The organism is Halobaculum sp. XH14, from assembly GCF_032116555.1.
GTDB classification, from domain to species: Archaea; Halobacteriota; Halobacteria; order Halobacteriales; family Haloferacaceae; genus Halorarum; species Halorarum halobium.
Genome location: NZ_CP134949.1, coordinates 1,891,444 through 1,910,919 on the forward strand (window position 1 = coordinate 1,891,444; position 19,476 = coordinate 1,910,919).

General features: G+C 69.9%; 17 protein-coding genes and 1 tRNA gene. 11 read left to right on the top strand and 7 right to left on the bottom strand.

Going from position 1 to position 19,476, the window contains the following annotated elements; translation table 11 throughout:
* The first annotated feature begins 64 nt into the window (after positions 1-64).
* Entirely contained in the window at positions 65-1,393 is a 1,329-nt protein-coding gene (locus RJT50_RS09660) for a TiaS agmantine-binding domain-containing protein (RefSeq protein ID WP_313691044.1), read from the top strand.
* Positions 1,394-1,414: 21 nt separating this feature from the next.
* Here RJT50_RS09660 and RJT50_RS09665 read toward each other — a convergent pair whose 3' ends face one another.
* The 3 genes from RJT50_RS09665 to RJT50_RS09675 all read right to left on the bottom strand — a co-directional run bounded on the left by RJT50_RS09665 (position 1,415) and on the right by RJT50_RS09675 (position 4,308).
* On the bottom strand, positions 1,415-1,936 hold the full coding sequence (locus RJT50_RS09665; RefSeq protein WP_313691045.1) for an NUDIX domain-containing protein: 522 nt from the start codon (positions 1,934-1,936) through the stop codon (positions 1,415-1,417).
* A 92-nt stretch (positions 1,937-2,028) separates the two neighbouring features.
* A complete protein-coding gene (locus tag RJT50_RS09670; protein ID WP_313691046.1) occupies positions 2,029-3,114 on the bottom strand; it encodes a pyridoxal-phosphate dependent enzyme in 1,086 nt (361 codons plus the stop codon).
* 234 nt (positions 3,115-3,348) lie between these two features.
* Entirely contained in the window at positions 3,349-4,308 is a 960-nt protein-coding gene (locus RJT50_RS09675; RefSeq protein ID WP_313691047.1) for a succinylglutamate desuccinylase/aspartoacylase family protein, read from the bottom strand.
* A gap of 161 nt (positions 4,309-4,469) precedes the next feature.
* On the opposite strand from RJT50_RS09675, the gene RJT50_RS09680 reads away from it, so the two are divergent.
* From RJT50_RS09680 to RJT50_RS09720, 9 genes are all read left to right on the top strand, one after another.
* Positions 4,470-5,564 (top strand): M24 family metallopeptidase, encoded by a 1,095-nt coding sequence (locus tag RJT50_RS09680; protein ID WP_313691049.1) that lies wholly within the window; start codon positions 4,470-4,472, stop codon positions 5,562-5,564.
* A 109-nt stretch (positions 5,565-5,673) separates the two neighbouring features.
* Positions 5,674-6,948, top strand: coding sequence for a DUF7544 domain-containing protein (locus RJT50_RS09685; RefSeq protein ID WP_313691050.1), 1,275 nt, complete (start codon positions 5,674-5,676; stop codon positions 6,946-6,948).
* Between the two features lie 45 nt (positions 6,949-6,993).
* Entirely contained in the window at positions 6,994-9,246 is a 2,253-nt protein-coding gene (locus RJT50_RS09690; RefSeq protein WP_313691051.1) for an NADP-dependent malic enzyme, read from the top strand.
* 169 nt (positions 9,247-9,415) lie between these two features.
* Positions 9,416-11,062 (top strand): ABC transporter substrate-binding protein, encoded by a 1,647-nt coding sequence (locus tag RJT50_RS09695; RefSeq protein WP_313691052.1) that lies wholly within the window; start codon positions 9,416-9,418, stop codon positions 11,060-11,062.
* A 7-nt stretch (positions 11,063-11,069) separates the two neighbouring features.
* Positions 11,070-12,059 (top strand): ABC transporter permease, encoded by a 990-nt coding sequence (locus RJT50_RS09700; protein ID WP_313691053.1) that lies wholly within the window; start codon positions 11,070-11,072, stop codon positions 12,057-12,059.
* Positions 12,059-13,132 (top strand): ABC transporter permease, encoded by a 1,074-nt coding sequence (locus RJT50_RS09705; RefSeq protein WP_313691054.1) that lies wholly within the window; start codon positions 12,059-12,061, stop codon positions 13,130-13,132. The genes RJT50_RS09700 and RJT50_RS09705 overlap by 1 nt, the downstream gene beginning before the upstream one ends.
* Complete coding sequence (locus RJT50_RS09710; protein WP_313691055.1) at positions 13,133-14,425, top strand: ABC transporter ATP-binding protein; 1,293 nt, start codon at positions 13,133-13,135, stop codon at positions 14,423-14,425.
* On the top strand, positions 14,418-15,863 hold the full coding sequence (locus tag RJT50_RS09715) for an ABC transporter ATP-binding protein (RefSeq protein WP_313691056.1): 1,446 nt from the start codon (positions 14,418-14,420) through the stop codon (positions 15,861-15,863). The genes RJT50_RS09710 and RJT50_RS09715 overlap by 8 nt, the downstream gene beginning before the upstream one ends.
* Before the next feature lie 82 nt (positions 15,864-15,945).
* Complete coding sequence (locus RJT50_RS09720) at positions 15,946-16,896, top strand: DMT family transporter (protein WP_313691057.1); 951 nt, start codon at positions 15,946-15,948, stop codon at positions 16,894-16,896.
* Between the two features lie 43 nt (positions 16,897-16,939).
* On the opposite strand, the gene RJT50_RS09725 is transcribed toward RJT50_RS09720, so the two are convergent.
* Complete coding sequence (locus RJT50_RS09725; RefSeq protein ID WP_313691058.1) at positions 16,940-17,923, bottom strand: asparaginase; 984 nt, start codon at positions 17,921-17,923, stop codon at positions 16,940-16,942.
* Between the two features lie 378 nt (positions 17,924-18,301).
* On the opposite strand from RJT50_RS09725, the gene RJT50_RS09730 reads away from it, so the two are divergent.
* Positions 18,302-18,535, top strand: a complete 234-nt coding sequence (locus RJT50_RS09730) for a DUF8028 family protein (protein WP_313691059.1) — start codon at positions 18,302-18,304, stop codon at positions 18,533-18,535.
* A 109-nt stretch (positions 18,536-18,644) separates the two neighbouring features.
* Here RJT50_RS09730 and RJT50_RS09735 read toward each other — a convergent pair whose 3' ends face one another.
* The 3 genes from RJT50_RS09735 to RJT50_RS09745 all read right to left on the bottom strand — a co-directional run bounded on the left by RJT50_RS09735 (position 18,645) and on the right by RJT50_RS09745 (position 19,454).
* Positions 18,645-18,782 carry a hypothetical protein gene (locus tag RJT50_RS09735; protein WP_313691060.1) on the bottom strand — a complete coding sequence of 46 codons (138 nt, stop codon included), beginning with the start codon at positions 18,780-18,782 and terminating at the stop codon, positions 18,645-18,647.
* Between the two features lie 239 nt (positions 18,783-19,021).
* Positions 19,022-19,096: transfer RNA gene (locus RJT50_RS09740), tRNA-Val, on the bottom strand.
* A gap of 85 nt (positions 19,097-19,181) precedes the next feature.
* Complete coding sequence (locus tag RJT50_RS09745) at positions 19,182-19,454, bottom strand: ubiquitin-like small modifier protein 1 (protein WP_313691061.1); 273 nt, start codon at positions 19,452-19,454, stop codon at positions 19,182-19,184.
* Positions 19,455-19,476 lie beyond the last annotated feature (22 nt).

A 19,476-nucleotide genomic window follows, 5' to 3' on the forward strand; every position in this document is an offset into this window, starting at 1 on the left:
GGTACGACTAAATACGAGTAATCGACGCGAAAGCCCCATGCCCGACCGCCGTCTCACTCCGTCCGTGACGGTCATCGGCCTCGACGACACGGACTCCCGTACGGCGGGGATGTGCACCACGTACCTCGCCGCGCTCGTCGCCGAAGCCATCGCTGACGCGGGCGGCGCAGTCGAGCGCCGCGTCCTCGTCCGCCTGAACCCCGCCGTCGAGCACAAGACCCGCGGCAACGCCGCCCTCGCGGTTCACGCCGACGTCGCCGCCGACCGCGCGTTCGAGATCGCGGCCGACCTCGTCGACGAGTACGCCGTCGCCGAGGACGCACGGACCAGTCCGGGTCTCGTCGTCGCCGACGCGGACCCCGAGTCGATCCCCGACCGAGTCGCCGAGTTCTCGCGGGCGGCGGTTCGGCGACGTCACGACCTGCCCGACGCGCTCGAACTGGCTGACGACGCCGGCTTCCGCCACCGCGGCTGGGGAGCGAAGACCGGAGACGGGACGCCGGGGCGCGGCCGGATCGGCGCCCTCGCGGCCGTCGGTGCCTGGCCGGCCATCGCCGACCGAACGGTCGAGCACATCAGCTACCGCGAGTTCGACCGCTGCGGGACGCCACGCGACGTCGACGTCGATTCCGCGTTCGCGGCCGCCGACCGGGAGTATCCGGACGCCTGGGACACCGTGGACCGCGGGACCGACGAAGCCGTCTGCGTGCCGAACGCGCCCGGCCCGATCCTCTTCGGCGTCCGCGGGGACGACGACGACGCTGTACGACGGGTCGCGGACGGCATCGACGCCGAACCCGTCGAGCGGACCGCGCTGTTCCACACGAACCAGGGAACCGACGCCCACCTCGCCGACGCCGGCCTCCACGAGGTCCGGGACGGACGGGGCTACCGAGTGACGGGCGAGGTCGTCGAGGCGCCGGAGACGCGACGGGGCGGCCACGTGTTTCTCACGCTCGGCAGCGGCCGTCCCGCCGGCGCGTCCGACGGCGATGACGGGGGGGACACCGTCGAACTCGACTGCGTCGCGTTCGCGCCGACCGGTCGGTTCCGCTGGCACGTTCGGAAGCTGATCGAGGGCGATCGCGTCACCGCCTGCGGGGAGGTCGACGAGGGGACGCTGAAACTGGAGAAGTTCGCGGTCCGCTCGCTCGTCGAAACGGAGCGGGTCGTCCCGTCGTGTCCCGACTGCGACCTCTCGATGGAGTCAGCGGGCGCGGACCAGGGCTACCGATGTCAGGACTGCGGGACGGCGCGCGCGGGGAAGGTGGAACGGGACCGGCCCCGCGAACTCGAACTCGGCTGGTACGAGGTCCCGCCGACCGCACGACGACACGTTTCGAAACCCCTGATCCGCGGCGGCTTCGACGCGCCGACCCACCCCGAGCGATGACGGCACCGCCGCCGGCGAGCGTCAGTCGAAGTGGCCGCTCGCCTCCCACAGCAGGTCGCCGTCGAGCGGGGCGACGCCACTCTCCGTCCCGACGAACCAGTCCGGTACGGCAAAGCGCGCGTCGCTCACTTCCCGGCCGGCGGTCGGGTCGCCCTCCGTGTCCGACCGGCGGACGACGTACCTGATCGCCACGACGCCCGTGCCGCCGCGTTCGACGTGGTCGGTGCGGAGCAGTTCCAGGTCCTCGACGTCGACGCTGACGCCCGTCTCCTCCCGGAGTTCCCGGGCCGCGCCGACGGCCGGCGGCTCGTCGTACTCAATGTTGCCGCCCGGGATCCCCCAGGTCCCGAAGTCGGGCTCGGTCGCGCGCTCGACGAGGAGCACGCGCTCGCCGTCGGCGACCGCGACGCCGGCGACGGGCTTGCTGTTCTGCCAGACGACGCGGTCGCAGTCGGGACAGTGCCGGCGGTCGCGGTTCTCGACGCGCACCCGGTCGAGTTCCGTCCCGCAGACCGGACAGTGGTCCCCGGGGACCGTGATCACGAGTCGTCACCCGAGGCCCGGCGCATACCATCCCCTGACGGTCGGAGCGAGCGGCTCATCAGCGGTCCCGTCGGGTGCCGCCGCCGAAAAGGCTACTTCTTCAGGCCGCTCCCGGTGAGCGGCACGACCACGTCGTCCCCGCGGTCGAGGACCCCGCGGTCGCGGTACTCGGCCAGGGCCGCGGGCGCGACCGCCGACGTCGGCTCCACGTAGAAGCCCGCCGAACGCAACCGGTCGAGTTCGCGTTCGACGGGGCCGGAACCGAGCGCGATGGCGTCGCCGTCGGTGTCCTCGATGGCGTCCAGGATCTGCCCCTTCCGAACCGGGTCGTCGATCCGGATGCCGTCGGCCGCGTCGTTCTCGCCGGCGACCGCGTCGGTCCCGTGGAGTTCCGCCGCGATGGGTGCGTGACCCGCCGCCTGCGCGCCGAACAGCCGCGGCATCGAGTCGGTCCAGCCGGCGTCCCGCAGCGCCCGGAACCCGCGATACGCGCCGAGGAACAGCGTGCCGTGCCCGAGCGGGAGCACCACGGCGTCGGGGACTGCCCAGTCGCGCTGGAGCGCCGTCTCGTATGCGAACGTCGCGGTACCCGCGAAGAACGCGGGGTTCCAGGCGTGGCTGGCGTACCAGCCGTCGCCCGCTTCCACCGCCTCGATGCAGGCCTCGGTCGTCGCCCGCCGCGGCCCCTCGGTCTTCACCGGCCTCGCGCCCGCACGGCGGATGGCGCGCAGTTTCGCGTCGGTCACCGACGCCGGGACGTAGATGTCGGCGTCGATTCCGGCCCTCGCCGCGTAGGTGGCGATGGCGGCACCGGCGTTCCCCGAGGAGTCCTCGACGAGCGTGTCGACCCCGAGCGCGGCCGCGCGCGAGACGGTCACGGTCGCGCCGCGGTCCTTGAACGACCCCGACGGGAACACGTACTCCAGCTTGAATCCCGCGTCCCAGTCCGTGGCGTCGACGAGGGGGGTCATCCCTTCACCCAGCGTCGCCGCCGGCGACTCGGGGATGAACGCCGAGAAGGACCAGAGCCCGTCGCGGGCGTCGAACGACGCCGGGTCCGGCGCGGGGCCGTCGGGGAGCGGTCGGTCGGCGTACTCCAGCGGCTGGCCGCACTCGCAGCGCCAGCGGTCGGCGTACTCGGTGCCGCAGGCGGGACAGCGGAGCGGCGGAGCGGTCATGGCGGTGGCTCGTGTCGGAGCGAACCAGTAGGTGACGGTTCAGGCTCGGGCAGCCGAATCCGGCATTCGACGAGCGACCGAGTCGGTTCTCCGTGAACGAGGCGTGGCGAAGCCACGCCGAGCGACCGAGCGGCATTTTGCACGGACGGTGGTTGGGGGGTCCGGCCGCAGCGCGTCGACTCCGCCGACGCGCGAGGAGATGGCCCCGAAAGGAGGTTCCCGCGAGCGGTCCGTTCAGAACTGGTCGACGTCGGTCCCGACCGAGCAGACGTACTCGCCGGTCGCGACCTGGGGCAGGCGACGCGTCCGCCAGAACACGCCGTCGCTGTCGGCGGTGACGCGACCCTTGACGGTGCCGAACGGGTCGCTCACCTCGAACAGGCTGTCGCCCGACTCGACGCGCTCGCCCAGTTCCGCCTCGAAGGTGACCAGTCCCCCGGAGGGCGACCCGTACTGGTCGAAGCCGTGTGCGCGGGTCTGCTTCGAGAGGGACACGTCGCCGTCGAGGAAGCCGTAGAACCGGAGGACGCGGAACATCCCCTCGACGCCGCGCTGGATGCTGGACTCGTCCCAGCCGACCGCGCCGCCGAGTTCGGGGTCGATGGTGGGAATGCCCTCGTCGGGAGCGACGCGGGCGAGCTGGCCGTCCGGGCCCTTCTGGTCGAGGACGTGGCCGACGCCGAACGCCTTGGCGAGTTCGAGACACTCGCGGTGGAGGCCGTGGCGGGGGCCACACCGGACCCTGACCTCGTCGATCATCCGGCTGGTCGACCCCTGGTGGAGGTCGACGACGAGGTCCGCGCGCCCTGCGACCTCGAACGTCGCGGCGGCGATGCGCTCGGAGGAGGTCCCGTTCGCGTCGCCGGGGTACGCCCGGTTCATCTTCGTGTCGTCGATGGGGTTGCGGTGCTCGGCGACCTGGAACGCGTGGTAGTTGACGATGCCGACGACGAGGATCTCGCCCGCGAGTTCCGTCGGGTCGACCCCCGGCACGAACCGGTTGAGGACGCCGAGGCCGTTGAGTTCGTCGCCGTCGCTGACCGCCTGCACGTACAGCGTCTTGCCGTCCGCGGCGCCGTTGAGCACCGCGACGGGGAGCCCGACCGTCGAGCCGTCCCGGGTCTCGCCGACCTCGAGCCGGCCCGTGTCGAACTCCCCGGGGGCCGCGCTCGCGGTCCCGAGCGTGGTTGCCATTACACGCGTTCTCACACCGGCCCGCCTTGAGGGGTTCGGTCCGCGAACGGGGTCGCCCGAGGGAAGCCCACTCCGCGGGTCAGCCGCCCGCGTGATCCTGGCGTCGGGCAGTCCCGATCGACCGCCGGGATTCAAGCCGACGGCGACGCCAGTTCGACCCGATGGTCGACATCGACGACCGCGAGATGCGGCTCGACCGGTACCTCGAATCCGACGGCTACGACGCGGTCTGGTTCGCGCGCCCGAACGCGTTCGCCTGGGCGACCGGCGGGCGTAACTGGGTCGACGCGGCGGCGGACGTGGGCGACGCGGCGGTCGGCTACCTCGGTGACGGCGAGTGGACGGTCGTCACGAACAACATCGAGGCCGAACGCATCGCCGCCGAGGAGCTCCCCGCGGAGCTGTCGATGAGCGTCGCGGCCGACGACTGGTACGAGGCGGGGCTGGCCGACTCCGTCGCCGCCCGCTCGCCGACGCCCGCGGCCGCCGACTTCGACGTGCCCGGCCTCGACACGGTGAACTCCATGCGCCTTCGGCTCCGCCTCGCCGCGGAGGACCTCCGCCGGTACCGGGAACTCGGACGCGAGGCCGCGCTCGCGCTGGAAACCGTCTGCCGGGAACTCGAACCGGGAGACACCGAGCACGAGGTGGCCGCGGGGCTCCGCATCTCGCTCGCGTCACGGAACATCGACGCGCCGGTCGTCCTCGTCGGCGGCGGCGAGCGCGCACCCGAGTACCGGCACCCGACGCCGACCGACGCCGCGCTCGGCGACTACGCGGTCGTCATCGTCACCGCCCGGCGCGCGGGGCTCCACGCGTCGCTGACCCGGACGGTCGCGTTCGATCCGCCCGAGTGGTTGGCCGAGCGCCACGTCGCCGCCCAGCGCGTCGAGGCGAGTGCGCTGGCTGCGACCCGGGCGGCCGCACGGAGGGGGGGAACCGCCGGCGACGTGTTCGCGGAGATCCGGGACGCCTACGCCGACGAGGGGTTCGAGGGCGAGTGGCGGCGCCACCATCAGGGCGGCGCGACCGGCTACGCGGGGCGCGAGTGGTTCGCGTCCCCCGGAAGCGACGCGCCGGTCGTCCCCGGGGCGGCCTACGCCTGGAACCCCACGGTACGGGGGGCAAAGAGCGAGGACACCGCGTACGTGACCGCCGACGAAGTCGAGGTGCTGACCGACACGGGGCGCTGGCCCACGGACACGGTCGAGGTCGACGGCCTGACGCTCGAACGGCCCTCGGTGCTTGAACCGTAGCCGGACCGCGAGCGGCGTGGCAGCGTTCGAAGGGGTCCGTTTCGACCGGGAATCGCGTCCCCACGGCGCGAGGGGAAGCTTCATTGTGCCGTGGTGAACGTCTGTAAACATGTCGTGGTACGCAATCGACGCCATCGACGACTCCCTGGACGCCACGCGGGCGTTCCTGTTCCCGTTCTCGCTCGGGCGCTGGGCCCGGCTCGCCCTCATCACGCTGCTGATCGGCGGCGGCGGAGCAGGGGTACAGAACGTGTCCCAATCCGCGAACTCCGTCGGCCAGTTCGCCGGCTCCGGCACCGGGCCGGGAGGCCCGGGCGGCAGTTCCTTCGCGCTCGCGACGCTGTTCGGCGGCGCATCGCCGGGCGGCGGCCCGCTCGGAGCGAACGCGCTCGCGCAGGTCGGCCAGCCCGTCTCCGGCGCGTTACCGGCCGCGGTCGGCATCGTCGGACTGCTCGTCATCGCGGCGGTCGTGTTGCTGGCGATACTCGTCGCGATCGCCTCGCCGGTGCTCGAGTTCGTGTTCGTCCACGCCATCGCGCGGGACGAGGTGCGGATCCGCGGCCCGTTCAAGCGGCACTTCTGGAAGGGGATCCGGCTGCTGTTGTTCCGAATCGGACTCACGATCCTGTTCGCGCTCCCGTTCGTCATCGCGGGCGCGGTGTACTACTTCGGGTTCCACGGGACGCCCCCGCTCGGGCTCGGCCCGATCCTCGGCATCGTCTTCCTGGTAGTCCTCTGGTTCCTGCTGTTCGCGCTCGTGATGGGGTTCACGACCCAGTTCGTCGTCCCGGTCATGTACGTCGACGACTCGGGCGTGCTGGCAGGCTGGTCGGAGGTCTGGTCGCTGCTGGGCGGCGAGAAGGTCCAGACGGTCGTCTACCTGTTCATGCACCTGCTGGTGGGAATCGGCGTCGCGATCGTCCGCGGTCTGCTCACGCTGCTCGGACTGATCCCCGTCGGCATCATCTCGGTGATCGTCGGACTCGCTGCGGGGACGGTTGTCGGCGGGACGGTCGCGCCGGACCTCGGCATCGGCATCGGGTTCCTGGCGGGACTGGCCGTCGGGGTCCCGCTGTACTTCGTGTTCGTCTTCCTCCCGCTGAACGTGTTGACCCAGACGTACATCCGCACGTTCGAGCTAGCCTCCCTCGCCGGCTTCTCGTCCCGATACGACACGCTGGGTCGGTACCGGGACGGCTCGAGCGACGACGAAGGCGGATCGAACGACGACGGTGACGGGTCCGACGGCGACGGCGGAACCGCCGCCACCGGTCGGCCCGACGACGAGGACGACTTCGACGAGTTCGTCGCCGCCGAGGACCTCGTGGACGACGAGGGGGAGTCCGACGGCGTGCGGGATAGTGGAACGACCCCCGCTGCGTGAAGTCCGCTCGGTAGCTTTTTCCGCGGTCCGGCGGTCCCTCGACCCATGGGACTGGACGACGACGCACGGGAGTACCATCGCGAGGACCCGCCGGGGAAGATAGAGATCTCGACGACGAAACCGACGAACACGCAGCGTGACCTCTCACTGGCCTACTCGCCCGGCGTCGCCGCGCCGTGTCTCGACATCGCCGAGGATCCCGAGGCGGCCTACGAGTACACCGCCAAGGGGAACCTCGTCGGCGTCGTCTCCAACGGTTCTGCGGTGCTCGGCCTCGGCGACATCGGCGCGCAGGCCTCGAAACCCGTCATGGAGGGGAAGGGCGTCCTGTTCAAGCGCTTCGCCGACATCGACGTGTTCGACATCGAACTCGACCAGCAGGACCCCGAGGACATCATCACCTCCGTCGCGGCGATGGAGCCGACGTTCGGCGGCATCAACCTCGAAGACATCACCGCGCCCGAGTGCTTCGAGATCGAATCGCGCCTGCGCGAGGAGATGGACGTGCCCGTGTTCCACGACGACCAGCACGGCACCGCGATCATCTCCGGTGCCGCGCTCATCAACGCCGCCGACATCGCGGACAAGGCGCTCTCGGAGCTGAAGATCGTCTTCTCGGGCGCCGGCGCGTCGGCGATCGCGACCGCGCGGTTCTACGTCTCGCTCGGGGCCGACCCGGACAACGTCCTCATGTGTGACTCCTCGGGCATCATCACCGAGTCGCGCGCCGATGAGGTCAACGAGTTCAAGCGGGAGTTCGCCCGCGACGTCCCGGAGGGCGACCTCGCCACGGCGATGGAGGGCGCGGACGTGTTCGTCGGGCTCTCGGTGGGTGGCATCGTGGACGGGGAGATGGTGCGTTCGATGGCCGCGGACCCGATCATCTTCGCCATGGCGAACCCAGACCCGGAGATCGCCTACGAGGACGCGAAGGACGCACGCGAGGACACGGTCATCATGGCGACCGGCCGCTCGGACTACCCCAATCAGGTGAACAACGTGCTCGGCTTCCCGTTCATCTTCCGGGGCGCGCTCGACGCGCGGGCGACCGACATCAACGAGGAGATGAAACGCGCGGCCGCCGAGGCGCTCGCCGACCTCGCCCGACAGGACGTCCCCGACGCGGTCGTGAAGGCCTACGGCGACCAGCCGCTCCAGTTCGGCGCGGACTACGTCATCCCGAAGCCGCTCGACCCGCGCGTGCTGTTCCAGGTCGCCCCCGCCGTCGCGGAGGCGGCGATGGACTCGGGCGTCGCGCGGAGCGAACTCGACGCCGACGAGTACGCCGAGCGGCTCGAAGCGCGGCTGGGCAAGAGCCGCGAGATGATGCGCGTCGTGCTCAACAAGGCCCGGTCGGAGCCGAAACGCGTCGCGCTCGCGGAGGGGACCGACGAGAAGATGATCCGTGCGGCCTACCAGCTACGAGAGCAGGGCATCGCGGAGCCGGTGCTGCTCGGCGATCAGGATAGCATCGAGGCGACGACCGAGGAACTGGGGCTCGGGTTCGACCCCGAGGTCGTCGACCCCGACGCGGACGGGATGGCCGACCGCTACGCGGACCGCCTGCACGAACTCCGCAAGCGGAAGGGCATCACCCGAACCGAGGCGGGCGAACTCGTCCGCCGTGACACTAACTACTTCGGGAGCGTCATGGTCGAGGAGGGCGACGCGGACGCGCTCCTGACGGGGCTCACCCACCATTACCCGTCGGCGCTCCGCCCGCCGCTGCAGGTCATCGGCACCGCCGAGGACGCCGACTACGCGGCCGGCGTGTACATGCTGACGTTCAAGAACCGGGTCGTGTTCTGTGCGGACGCGACGGTGAACCAGGAGCCCGACGAGGAGGTACTCGCCGAGGTGACCAAACACACGGCCGAACTCGCGCGGAGCTTCAACGTGGAGCCGCGCGCGGCGATGCTCTCGTACTCGAACTTCGGCTCCGTCGAGAACGAGGGGACGGCGAAGCCGCGCCGCGCGGTCGATCTGCTCCACGGCGACGCCGCCGTCGACTTCCCCGTCGACGGCGAGATGCAGGCCGACACGGCAGTCGTCGAGGACATCCTCGAGGAGACGTACGACTTCTCGGAGCTCGACGGGCCGGCGAACGTGCTGGTGTTCCCGAACCTCGAAGCCGGGAACATCGGCTACAAGCTGCTCCAGCGGCTCGGCGGCGCGGAGGCGATCGGCCCGATGCTCGTCGGCATGGACAAGCCGGTCCACGTCCTCCAGCGCGGCGACGAAGTGAAGGACATCGTCAACCTCGCCGGCGTCGCCGTCGTCGACGCACAGAACGAGTAGGCCGGGCGTCGAACGCTCGGCCGGGCGGCCCCGGAAATTTATTTCATGATTTTTCGTTCTGAATCAGCAAGCGGCTGCCACGACGCCGGGAGAACCCCCTCACTGGTGGCCGATATCGGCGGACGAACATACCCAAGTATATAAGTCACCGTCCCACTACTTGCCACCCATGTCCGACAGTGACACGACGAGGCGACGGTTCCTGACCGCTGCGGGTTCGGCTGCCGCGGCAGTATCGCTCGCCGGCTGTTCCGAGGGCGGCGACACGACGCCGACGCCGGGCGACGACGGGACGCCCGAGCCGACCGCGACCGACTCGCCGGAGGGGACGCCGACCGAGCGCCCGGAGCCCGAGACCCGCGAGGGCTACCTCCAGCGGGCGAACCGACTGATCCACGACGAGGCACCGTGGGTGTTCCTCAACCGCCAGTACTCGGTGTACGGCCAGTCCACGGACATCGAGTGGTCGCCCCGGCGCGACGAGCGCGTGGCGGCGTACGCCATCTCGCCCGCGAACGACGATGGGGAGGACGTCGTGATGACCCAGTCCCAGATGGACTCGGGAGTCGACCCGCAGGATCACCGCGAGACGCCGACCGACAACATCGTCCTGCAGGCCTACGAGGGGCTCCTGGAGCGTGACGCCGAGGGTGCCATCGTCCAGAAGCTCGCGACCGACTACACCCGACTCGACGAGACGACCGTCCAGTTCACGGTTCGGGACGACGTCTCGTTCCACAGCGGCGACTCGCTGACGCCCGAGGACGTCTCGTTCTCGATCAACCGCATCGTCGACGACGAGGTCGGCATCGTCAGCCCCCAGTCCGACCAGCTCATCGGCGTCACCGGCGCCGAGGTCTCGAGCGAGAGCGACCGCACCGTCGACGTCTCGCTCAGCGGACTGAACCCGATCGTCTTCCAGTCGTTCGCCACGTACTGTGACGTCATGAACAGGTCGTGGGTCGAGGAGAACGAGAACGCCTACGTGAACCAGAACATGGACGGGACCGGCCCGTTCGCCATGACCAACTACGAGCAGGGCGTCGAGGTCTCCTTCGAGCGCTACGAGGACTACTGGGACGAGCCGGCGGCCATCTCGACGTTCACGATCAACTCCGCGGGCGAGTCGTCGACGCGCGTCAACCGGCTCATCAGCGGCGAGAGCGACATCGCGGTGAACGTCCCGCCCCAGGAGGTCTCCCGCGTCGACGGCAACGACGGCACGGCCGTCTCGGCGGTGCCGTCCACCCGCGTGCTGTTCAACGGGATGCGCTACGACCTGGAGCCGTTCAGCTCCCCCGAGTTCCGGCAGGCGATCAACTACGCGATCGACCTCGACTCGATCATCCAGAACGTCCTGCAGACGTTCGGCGACCCGACCGGTCAGCCGACCCTCGAGGGGTTCTTCGGCTACAACGGCGATCTGGACCCGTACCCACAGGACCAGGAGATGGCCGAACAGCTCATCGAGGAGTCCGGTCACGCCGGCGCGGAGATCGAACTCGTGACGCCCATCGGCCGCTACCTCCGCGACGTCGAGATCGCACAGGCCGTCGGCGGGCAGGTCGACGAGCTCTCGAACGTCAGCGCAACCGTGCGGCAGGTGGAGTTCTCCACGCTCGTCAGCCAGGTGACCACGGGCAACATCGAGGACAAGCCCCCGTGGTACCTGCTCGGCTGGGGGAACGCGACGTTCGACGCGATCCAGACGATCCAGCCGCTCCTCGCGTCCGACGGCTCGCTGACCTCATACAGCAACGAGGAACTCGACCGGCTCCTTGAGGAAGCACAGAGCCTCCCGAGCGAGAGCAACTGAGTTGGCCATGGCGTACGGCCGATTTTTACTGAAACGCGGACTGCAGGGTATCGGCGTCGTCTGGGGAGTCGTGACCGTCGTGTTCATGCTGCGGTTCATCACGCCGGGGAGCCCGGTGGACACGGTCGCGCCGCTGGACGCCGACCAGGAGACCCGACGGCGGATCGCGGAGGATCTCGGGCTGAACGAGCCGCTGTACGTCCAGTACGGCAACTACATCTGGGACCTGCTGCACGGCGACATGGGCTACTCGTACATCTCGAGCATCCCCGCGAGCGCCCAGGTGTTCAGTAAGCTCCCGGCCACGATCGAGCTCGCGGTCGCGGCGAGCGTCGTCGCCATCGTCATCTCGATCCCGCTGGGCGTCGTCAGCGCGACCCGCCGGCACCAGCCCGCCGACTACGGCGCGACGACGTTCTCGCTCGTCGGCATCTCGACGCCGAACTTCTGGCTCGGCATCATGCTCGTGCTGGTGTTCGCGGTCGAGTTGAACGTGTTCCCGACCAGCGGACGGGCCTACGGGTTCGCCGACTCGGTCGCCGCGATCTACGGCCCCGCGCCGTTCTTCGAGGTGGCCACGGCGTGGCTCGCGTCGCTGTTCCTCCCGGCGATCACCCTCGGGACGTACTTCACCGCGCTCATCACGCGGCTCACCCGCTCGGGGATGCTCGACGAGCTCGGGAAGGGCTACGTCACGGCCACCCGGGCGAAGGGGCTGCCCGAGTCGCTCGTCAAGTACAAACACGTGCTTCGGAACACGCTCGTGCCCGTCATCACGGTGCTCGGGCTCCAGCTTGGCACCCTCATCGGCGGGGCAGTCATCACGGAGGCCGTGTTCGCGTGGCCCGGACTCGGCACGGAGATCATCCAGGCCATCAACGCGCGTGACTGGCCGATCCTCCAGGGGAGCCTCATCGTCATCGGCACGGCGTTTGTCGTGGTGAACATCGCGGTCGACGCGCTGTACGCGTACCTCGACCCGCGGGTGGTCGCATAATGAAGCTCGGACCGCTCTCGATCTCGCCGCGGACGATCCGGAACCTTCGCGGTGAACTGCGATCGAGCGCGCTGGCGAAGGTGGGGATCGTCCTCATCGTCGGCATCATCCTCGTCGCCGCGCTCGCGCCGTTCGTCGCGCCACACAACCCCCGAACACAGGACCTTGAGAACGCAAGCACGCCGCCGCTCGGCTTCACGTCGACCGAACAGCGGACGACCTCACAGATGGTGAACGGAAGCGTGGAGATCGTCAACGAGTCGGTGACCGTCAACGCGACCGCCGAGCACCCGCTGGGGACGAACTCGCTCGGACAGGACATCCTCTCGCGTGCCATCTACGGCGCGCGGACCTCGCTGCTCGTGGGGCTGCTCGGGACGATTCTGGCCAGCGTGCTCGGGGTCACCGTCGGGCTGACCGCGGGCTACTACCGCGGACGGACCGACGACCTGCTGATGCGGCTCGCCGACGTCTCGCTCGCGTTCCCGTCGCTCGTGCTCGCCATCGCGCTCATCGGACTGTTCAGCCGGTTCCAGGCGGCGGTGGCCGTGAGCTTGGGTGATCCGTTCGTGACCTCCGGGCTCGCCGCGTCGTTCCGCGAGGCGGTCGGCTTGCCGACGCCGATGCCCGGCAGCGTGACGCTCCCGACGGTCGTCATCCTCGTCGTCGGCTTCGTCAGCTGGGTGTGGTTCGCACGGATCGCGCGGGGGGAGGCGCTCTCCATCCGCGAGGAGGAGTACGTGAAGGCCGCACGCGCGCTCGGTGCCAGCGACGCGCGAATCGTCTTCCGGCACGTCCTCCCGAACGCGATCACGCCCATTTTGGTGCTGGCGACGATCCAGATCGCGTCGATCATCCTGCTGGAGTCGTCGCTCTCGTTCCTCGGCTTCTCGGGAACGACGCTCTCGTGGGGCTTCGACATCGCGCAGGGGCGCGACTACCTCTCGTCCTCGTGGTGGATCGCAACCGTCCCCGGCGTGGCCATCGTGCTGGCCGTGGTCGGCATCAACCTCGTCGGCGACTGGCTCCGCGATGCGCTCGACCCCGGCATCGAGGGCGAGGGGGGGATGTAGATGTCCGCCGATCGAAACCACGGCGGACACGTCGACGGTCACCCGGACGACGTGCTCCGCGTCAGGAACCTCTCGACCCGATTTTTCACCAGCGACGGGCAGGTGAACGCGGTCGAGTCCGTCGACTTCGACGTCCGCGACGGCGAGGTGTTCGGCATCGTCGGCGAGTCCGGCTCGGGCAAGTCCGTCACCGCGCTCTCGGTCGTCGACCTCGTCGACTCGCCCGGGCGGATCACCCAGGGCGAGGTGTGGTACCGCGACGCCGACCTCGCGGCGGCGTTCGAGGACGACCGGTCCGAAGCGGTCGACGGCGAGTTCGTCGACGTCCGGCGGCTGCCCGAGGGCGCGCGTCGCTCCCTGCGGGGGCCGTCGTTCTCGATGATCTTCCAGGACCCGATGTCGTCGCTGAACCCGTCGCTGACCGTCGGCGAGCAGATCGCCGAGGCGGTCGAGGTCCAGCGCCGGGCGAACGCGAACCCCCGGCGCACCCGGTCGCGCACCCAGGGGTACGGCATGGCCCGGTTCCTCACCGACGCGCTGCTCCCGAGCCGGAGCTACGCGAGCACGGCGAGCCACGAGCGAGCCGTCGAACTGCTCGACCAGGTCGGCATTCCCGACCCCGCGGAGCGAGCCGAGGAGTACCCGCACCAGTTCTCCGGCGGGATGCTCCAGCGTGCGATGATCGCGCAGGCGCTCGCCGGCGAGCCGGACGTGCTCGTCGCCGACGAGCCGACGACCGCCCTCGACGTCACCATCCAGGCGCAGATCCTCGACCTGCTCCGCGAGCTTCAGGAGGAAGAGGACATGTCCGTCGTGCTCATCACGCACGATCTCGGCGTCATCGCGCGGATGTGCAACCGCGTCGGCGTGATGTACGCCGGCGAGATCGTCGAGCGCGGCACGCTCTCGGACGTGTTCGAGTCGCCGATCCACCCGTACACGCGGGGGCTGCTGGGTTCCATCCCGGACCTCGAGGACCCCGCGCCGCGGCTCCAGCCCATCGAGGGGAACGTCCCCTCGCTGCTGGATTCCGAGATGGGAGAGCGGTGTTACTTCGCGGACCGCTGTCCGAAGGCCATGTACGACTGCCTCGACCCGGTTCCCGAGTACGACGTCGACCGCGGGAGCGACGAACACGCCGCTCGCTGTGTCCTCGCCGAGCGCGAGTTCGACGAGGCGGACGCGCTGCCCGCGGACCACTTCGCCGCGGCAGGCAGCGTCGCGGAGACGGAGGAAAGCCCGGCCGACGGGTCCGCCGGCGCGGCCGAGGAGGGGGTGTCCGTCGATGACTGAGCCCGATCCGCTGCTTCGGGTCCGGGGCCTCCGGAAGTACTACTTCGAGGACGACACGCTGCTCGACCGGCTGATGGGCCGGGATCCGACCAGCGTGAAGGCCGTCGACGGCGTCGACCTCACGGTCGAGAAGGGCGAGACGCTCGGGCTGGTCGGCGAGTCCGGCTGCGGTAAATCGACCACGGGCGAGACGCTGTTGCGCCTGCGCGATGCGACCGAGGGTGAGATCGAGTTCGACGGCGAGGACGTGCTCGGGATGTCCAGCGGCGAACTCCGCGAGTTCCGACAGCGCGCCCAGATCGTCTTCCAGGACCCGTTCTCCAGTCTCGACCCGCGGCTGACGGTCGGACAGATCATCTCGGAGGGGCTCTCGATCCACGGGCTACCCGAGGAGTCGCCCGACGACGGCCGCTCCAAGCGGGAGTGGCGGCGCGACCGGGCGACCGAACTGCTCGAGCGGGTCGGCCTCTCCGCCGGGCAGATCGACCGCTACCCGCACGAGTTCTCGGGCGGGCAGCGCCAGCGGGTCGGCATCGCCCGCGCGCTCGCGCTCGACCCCGAGTTCGTCGTGCTCGACGAACCGGTCTCGGCACTGGACGTGAGCGTCCAGGCGCAGATCCTCAACCTGCTCGACGACCTGCAGGAGGAGTACGGGCTGACGTACCTGTTCATCGCCCACGACCTCTCGGTGGTGCGTCACATCTGCGACCGCGTCGCGGTGATGTATCTGGGCGAGGTCGTCGAGAGCGGCCCGACCGACTCCATCTTCGAGGAGCCGAAACACCCGTACACGAACGCGCTGCTGGAGTCGGTCCCGCGCGCGGACGTGAGCGAGCAGGGCCGGCGCGTCGACCCGCTCTCGGGCGACGTCCCGTCGCCGCGCGACCCGCCCTCCGGCTGTCATTTCCGGACGCGCTGTCCGGAGATCATTCCCCCGGCTGGCGTCGAAATCGACCAGTCGGACTACCGGAGCGTGATGGACCTGCGTGAGCGCCTCGAACGCGGCGACTACGATGCCGAGACCGTCCGGGAGCGGATGGACGACCCGGACGCGAACGCCGCGGCGTTCAAGGAGGCGGTCCGGGCGGAGTTCGGGCTCGACTCGATCTCCGGCGCGAACATGGACACCGTCGAGGACGCACTGGAGATCCTGGCGAACGACCGGGCCGAGGAGGCCGCCGACCGCCTCCGCGACCGGTTCGAATCGGTCTGCGAGACGCAGGCGCCAACCCTCCCCGACGGGGAACACCCGGCTGCCTGCCATCGGTTCCGCGAGGGGGTCGCCGATCACCTCGACGACGGGGACGATGCCGACGACGGCCCGGTGACCGAGCCGGACATCGGCGGGCCGGCCGGGATGGCGATGGGTCCGACCGGCGCCGACGACGCGGCGGTCGACATCGATCGGGCCGAAGAGTCCGCCGACCGGGGACGCTGAGCGGATCAGTACGGCCGCGCAGTCGTCCACCTCCGGTGACCGGAACCGTAACCCTCACCGTCGCCGGCGGGTACCTCACGACGTGACCCGCCATCGAACCCTCCCGCTGTTCCTGTTTCTCGCCGCCATCTGGGGCTCGGCGTTCATGGCCATCAAGGCCGGCCTGGGCACCCCGAGCGCTCCCGGCGGCTTCTTCGAGACGCCGGTCCTCTTCGCGGCGATCCGCTACGACGTCGCGGGGGTCCTAATGTTCGGGTACGCAGCCTACGCCCTCGAGGATCCCGTCCCTCGGGGTCGCGCGGAGTGGGCGACCGTCGGCGTGGGAGCGACGCTGCTCATCGCGGCGTATCACGCCTTCCTCTTCGTCGGCGAGACCGACCCGGCGGTCACGAGCGCAGCGGCCGCAGTCATCGTCTCGTTATCGCCCGCGCTCACGACGGGGTTCGCGCGGGCGATGCTCCCCGACGAATCGCTCACCGCGGTCGGACTCGCGGGACTGGTCCTCGGGCTCGTCGGCGTCGTGGTCCTCACGGATCCCGATCCCGCGAACCTGCTCTCCGGGGGCGCGCTCGCGAAGTCGTTCGTGTTCCTCGCGGCCGCGTCGTTCGCGCTGGGCTCGGTTCTCACCCGTCGCATCGACGCCGGCATGCCGGTCGAATCGATGGAGGCGTGGTCGATGCTCGGCGGCGCACTCCTCATGCACGGCGTCGCCGTCGGCCGCGGCGAGCGGCTCGCACAGGTCGCGTGGACGACAGACGCGCTGGTCGCGCTCGCGTACCTCTCGGTCGTCGCCTCGGCGCTGGGGTTTCTCGTCTACTTCGACCTGCTGGACCGGCTCGGCGCGGTCGAGATCAACCTCGTCTCCTACGTCGCCCCGCTGTTCGCGGCGCTGTCCGGCTGGGCGTTCCTCTCGGAGACGCCGACGTCGACGACCGGCCTCGGCTTCCTGCTCGTCTTCGCCGGCTTCCTCCTGCTGAAGCGGAAGGCCGTCCGGGCGAAACTCTCGCGGGTACGTGGAGCACCTGGCGGGTAGGTAACCCCGGGCAGTTAATCGGACCCCGGTCCCGGCGCCCCCATCAGTGGTCGAGCGGGGCGGGCGAGTCGAACACGTCGTCCGGATCGACCCCGCCCGCGAGCGCGAGACGGAGCGCGACTCTGGCTTTCGAGACCGACAGGTCGCCCGCGAAGCGGACGCCTGCCTCGGCGAGCGTGACCGCGCCGCCGGCGGTCCCGTACACCGGTTCGGTCGGACCCGCGTGACAGCGCGTCCCGACCACCACCGGGACCCGGCTCGTTGCCTCGGCCAGCGCCCCACCGAGCGCCCCGGTGACGTTTCCGAGTCCGGTGCCCTCGACGACGATGCCGTCCGCGTCGGTCGCGAGGGCCCGTTCGACCGGTTCCGAGCCCACGCCGGTCCCGGAGTGCACGACCGGCACGGAGACGTCGTCGGCAGCCGCGGACAGCGGCAGGGACACGGCGGACTCGCGCGGCTCGCGGTGGATGGCGATGCCGCCGCGGGTGACCGTCGCCGTCGGTCCCTTTCCGGGCGATCCGAACGTCGAGAGCGCGTTCGTGTGGCGCTTGACCGCGTCCCGTGCGGGGTGCAGTTCGTCGTCGAACGCGACGTGAACTCCCGGCTCGAACCGGTCGTCGGTGGCCGCCCTGACCGCTGTCAGGAGGTTGGCGGGCGCGTCGGTCCCGGGCTCGTCGAACCGCCGCTGGGAGCCGGTCACGACGAGCGGGACCTCGAGGTCACAGCCGAGCGAGAGCGCGAACGCCGTGTCCGCCAGCGTGTCCGTGCCGTGTGTCACGACGAGTCCGTCCGCGCCGTCCGCGACCGCTCGCTCGGCGGCCTCCGCCAGGTCGGTGACGCTGGCAAAGTCCATGTCGAACCCCGGCCGCGACGCGACGTTTTCGGCCGAGACGTCCGCGTAGGGGGCGAGTTCGGGGACGCGCTCGACCAGTTCGTCCCCCGCCTTGGCCGGTGTGGCCCCACCCTCGCCCGGCTCGGACGCGATGGTTCCGCCGGCCGCGAGGACGCGAACTCGGAAGTCGGCCACTACCGACCACGCTCCAGGCGGAGGTCCTCACACATGTTCGCCGTTAGCTTCCGGTCGGATCCGTCGGGTCGCCCCCTAACTCGAGTCATGGATCCGATATCGAGACGGCGAACGAAAGCCCTTCGCTCGGCTGTGACCGCCATCCGAGTCGCGGGTCACTGCTGAACGGGACGAAATCGGCTAACTACCGGAGAATTATACCACGGATGGAATCGGGAGAAGAAGAGTTAACTCTCGGCATGAACGGTATCGGAGGCTCTCGTGCCGTCGTGAAACGAGATATGAACACGGTATCGACCGTGAAACGTCCGAAACGTGGCGAACGCTCAACCCCCTATATGCCCCCGGCAGCCCTTGGGGGGAACAGATACCCGGCCAATGACGCCCTCCACTCCACTCCGCGAGTTCGTTCGGCTTACCAGAACCGTGCAGGACCGGAACGCGGTCGCATCGATCCGTGCCGTCGCGTTCTACTCGGCCATCGCGCTCCCGCTGCTCTATCTCCCGTTGCTCGTCGACGGACTCAGCGTTCAGGAAGGCCCGCTGTTCGCGGCGCTGGTCTGTGCCAACTTCGGCGCGCTGCTTGCCGGCCACGGCTACCAGGAACGGTAGGGCCGGCGTTCTCGGGACGAGATCGGATCCGCCAGCGAGGGTTCTCGACGGTCACGGCCGTCGTCGGGTTTCGGTTCTGTCCCACCGGCCTCGCACCTGGCACCAGCAACTAGTCGCTGAACCGGTACACGTCGACCTGGATTCGACCGTGTTCGGAGCAGGTGACCCTCGTCCGGTACGGTTCCGCCTGCTCGTCCAGCTCGCTCCCACAGAGCGGACAGTGCGTCGCGTACGTTGTTTCGCCCATCCACGCGTCCCCTCGTGGTACTCGGTATTCATTTTTCCCCCGCGACCCCGATCGACCGCCATGGAAACCGACCGACGACGAGACCCCCAACGCGGTCTTCGCCCCGGATGGGCCTGTTCGACGGGCGGTCCCGACCACGCGGAGTTGAGGCGCCCGAGCAGTCGGCTGATCGGGATCGGTAGCACCGCTCCGCCGAGGCGGGGAACTGCGTCGGACGTCGATTTCGCCGAAAACGCGAGTGGGTTGGGGCAGATTTGAACTGCCGGCCTCCTCCATGTCAAGGAGGTGTCATAACCAGACTAGACCACCAACCCGTCCGGCTTTCCTTCGCGTCCCAACGTATCGCAGGTACGTAATTGAACCTTTCGACTCGGCACTCGACCGCCACGCCGTCCCACACTATCCGCCGCTGACGGGGGGAAACAGCGCGAGTTCGTCGCCGGAGGCCACGGGCGTCTCGAGGCCCGTCTCACGCACCGGTTCGCCGTTCCGCAGGACGTTCACGTGGTCACGGAGTTCGCCCTCCTCGTCGAGCACTCTGTCGGCGAGCGCGGGATGGGTATCGAGCAGCACGTCGAGCGCCCCGGCGAGCGTCTCGGCGTCGCCGAGGTCGACGTCGGGTTCGCGCGTCCCGGCCGCCTCGGCGAGGTCGGCGAACAGCTTCCAGCCCATGCCGACTACTCCAGACCCGCCG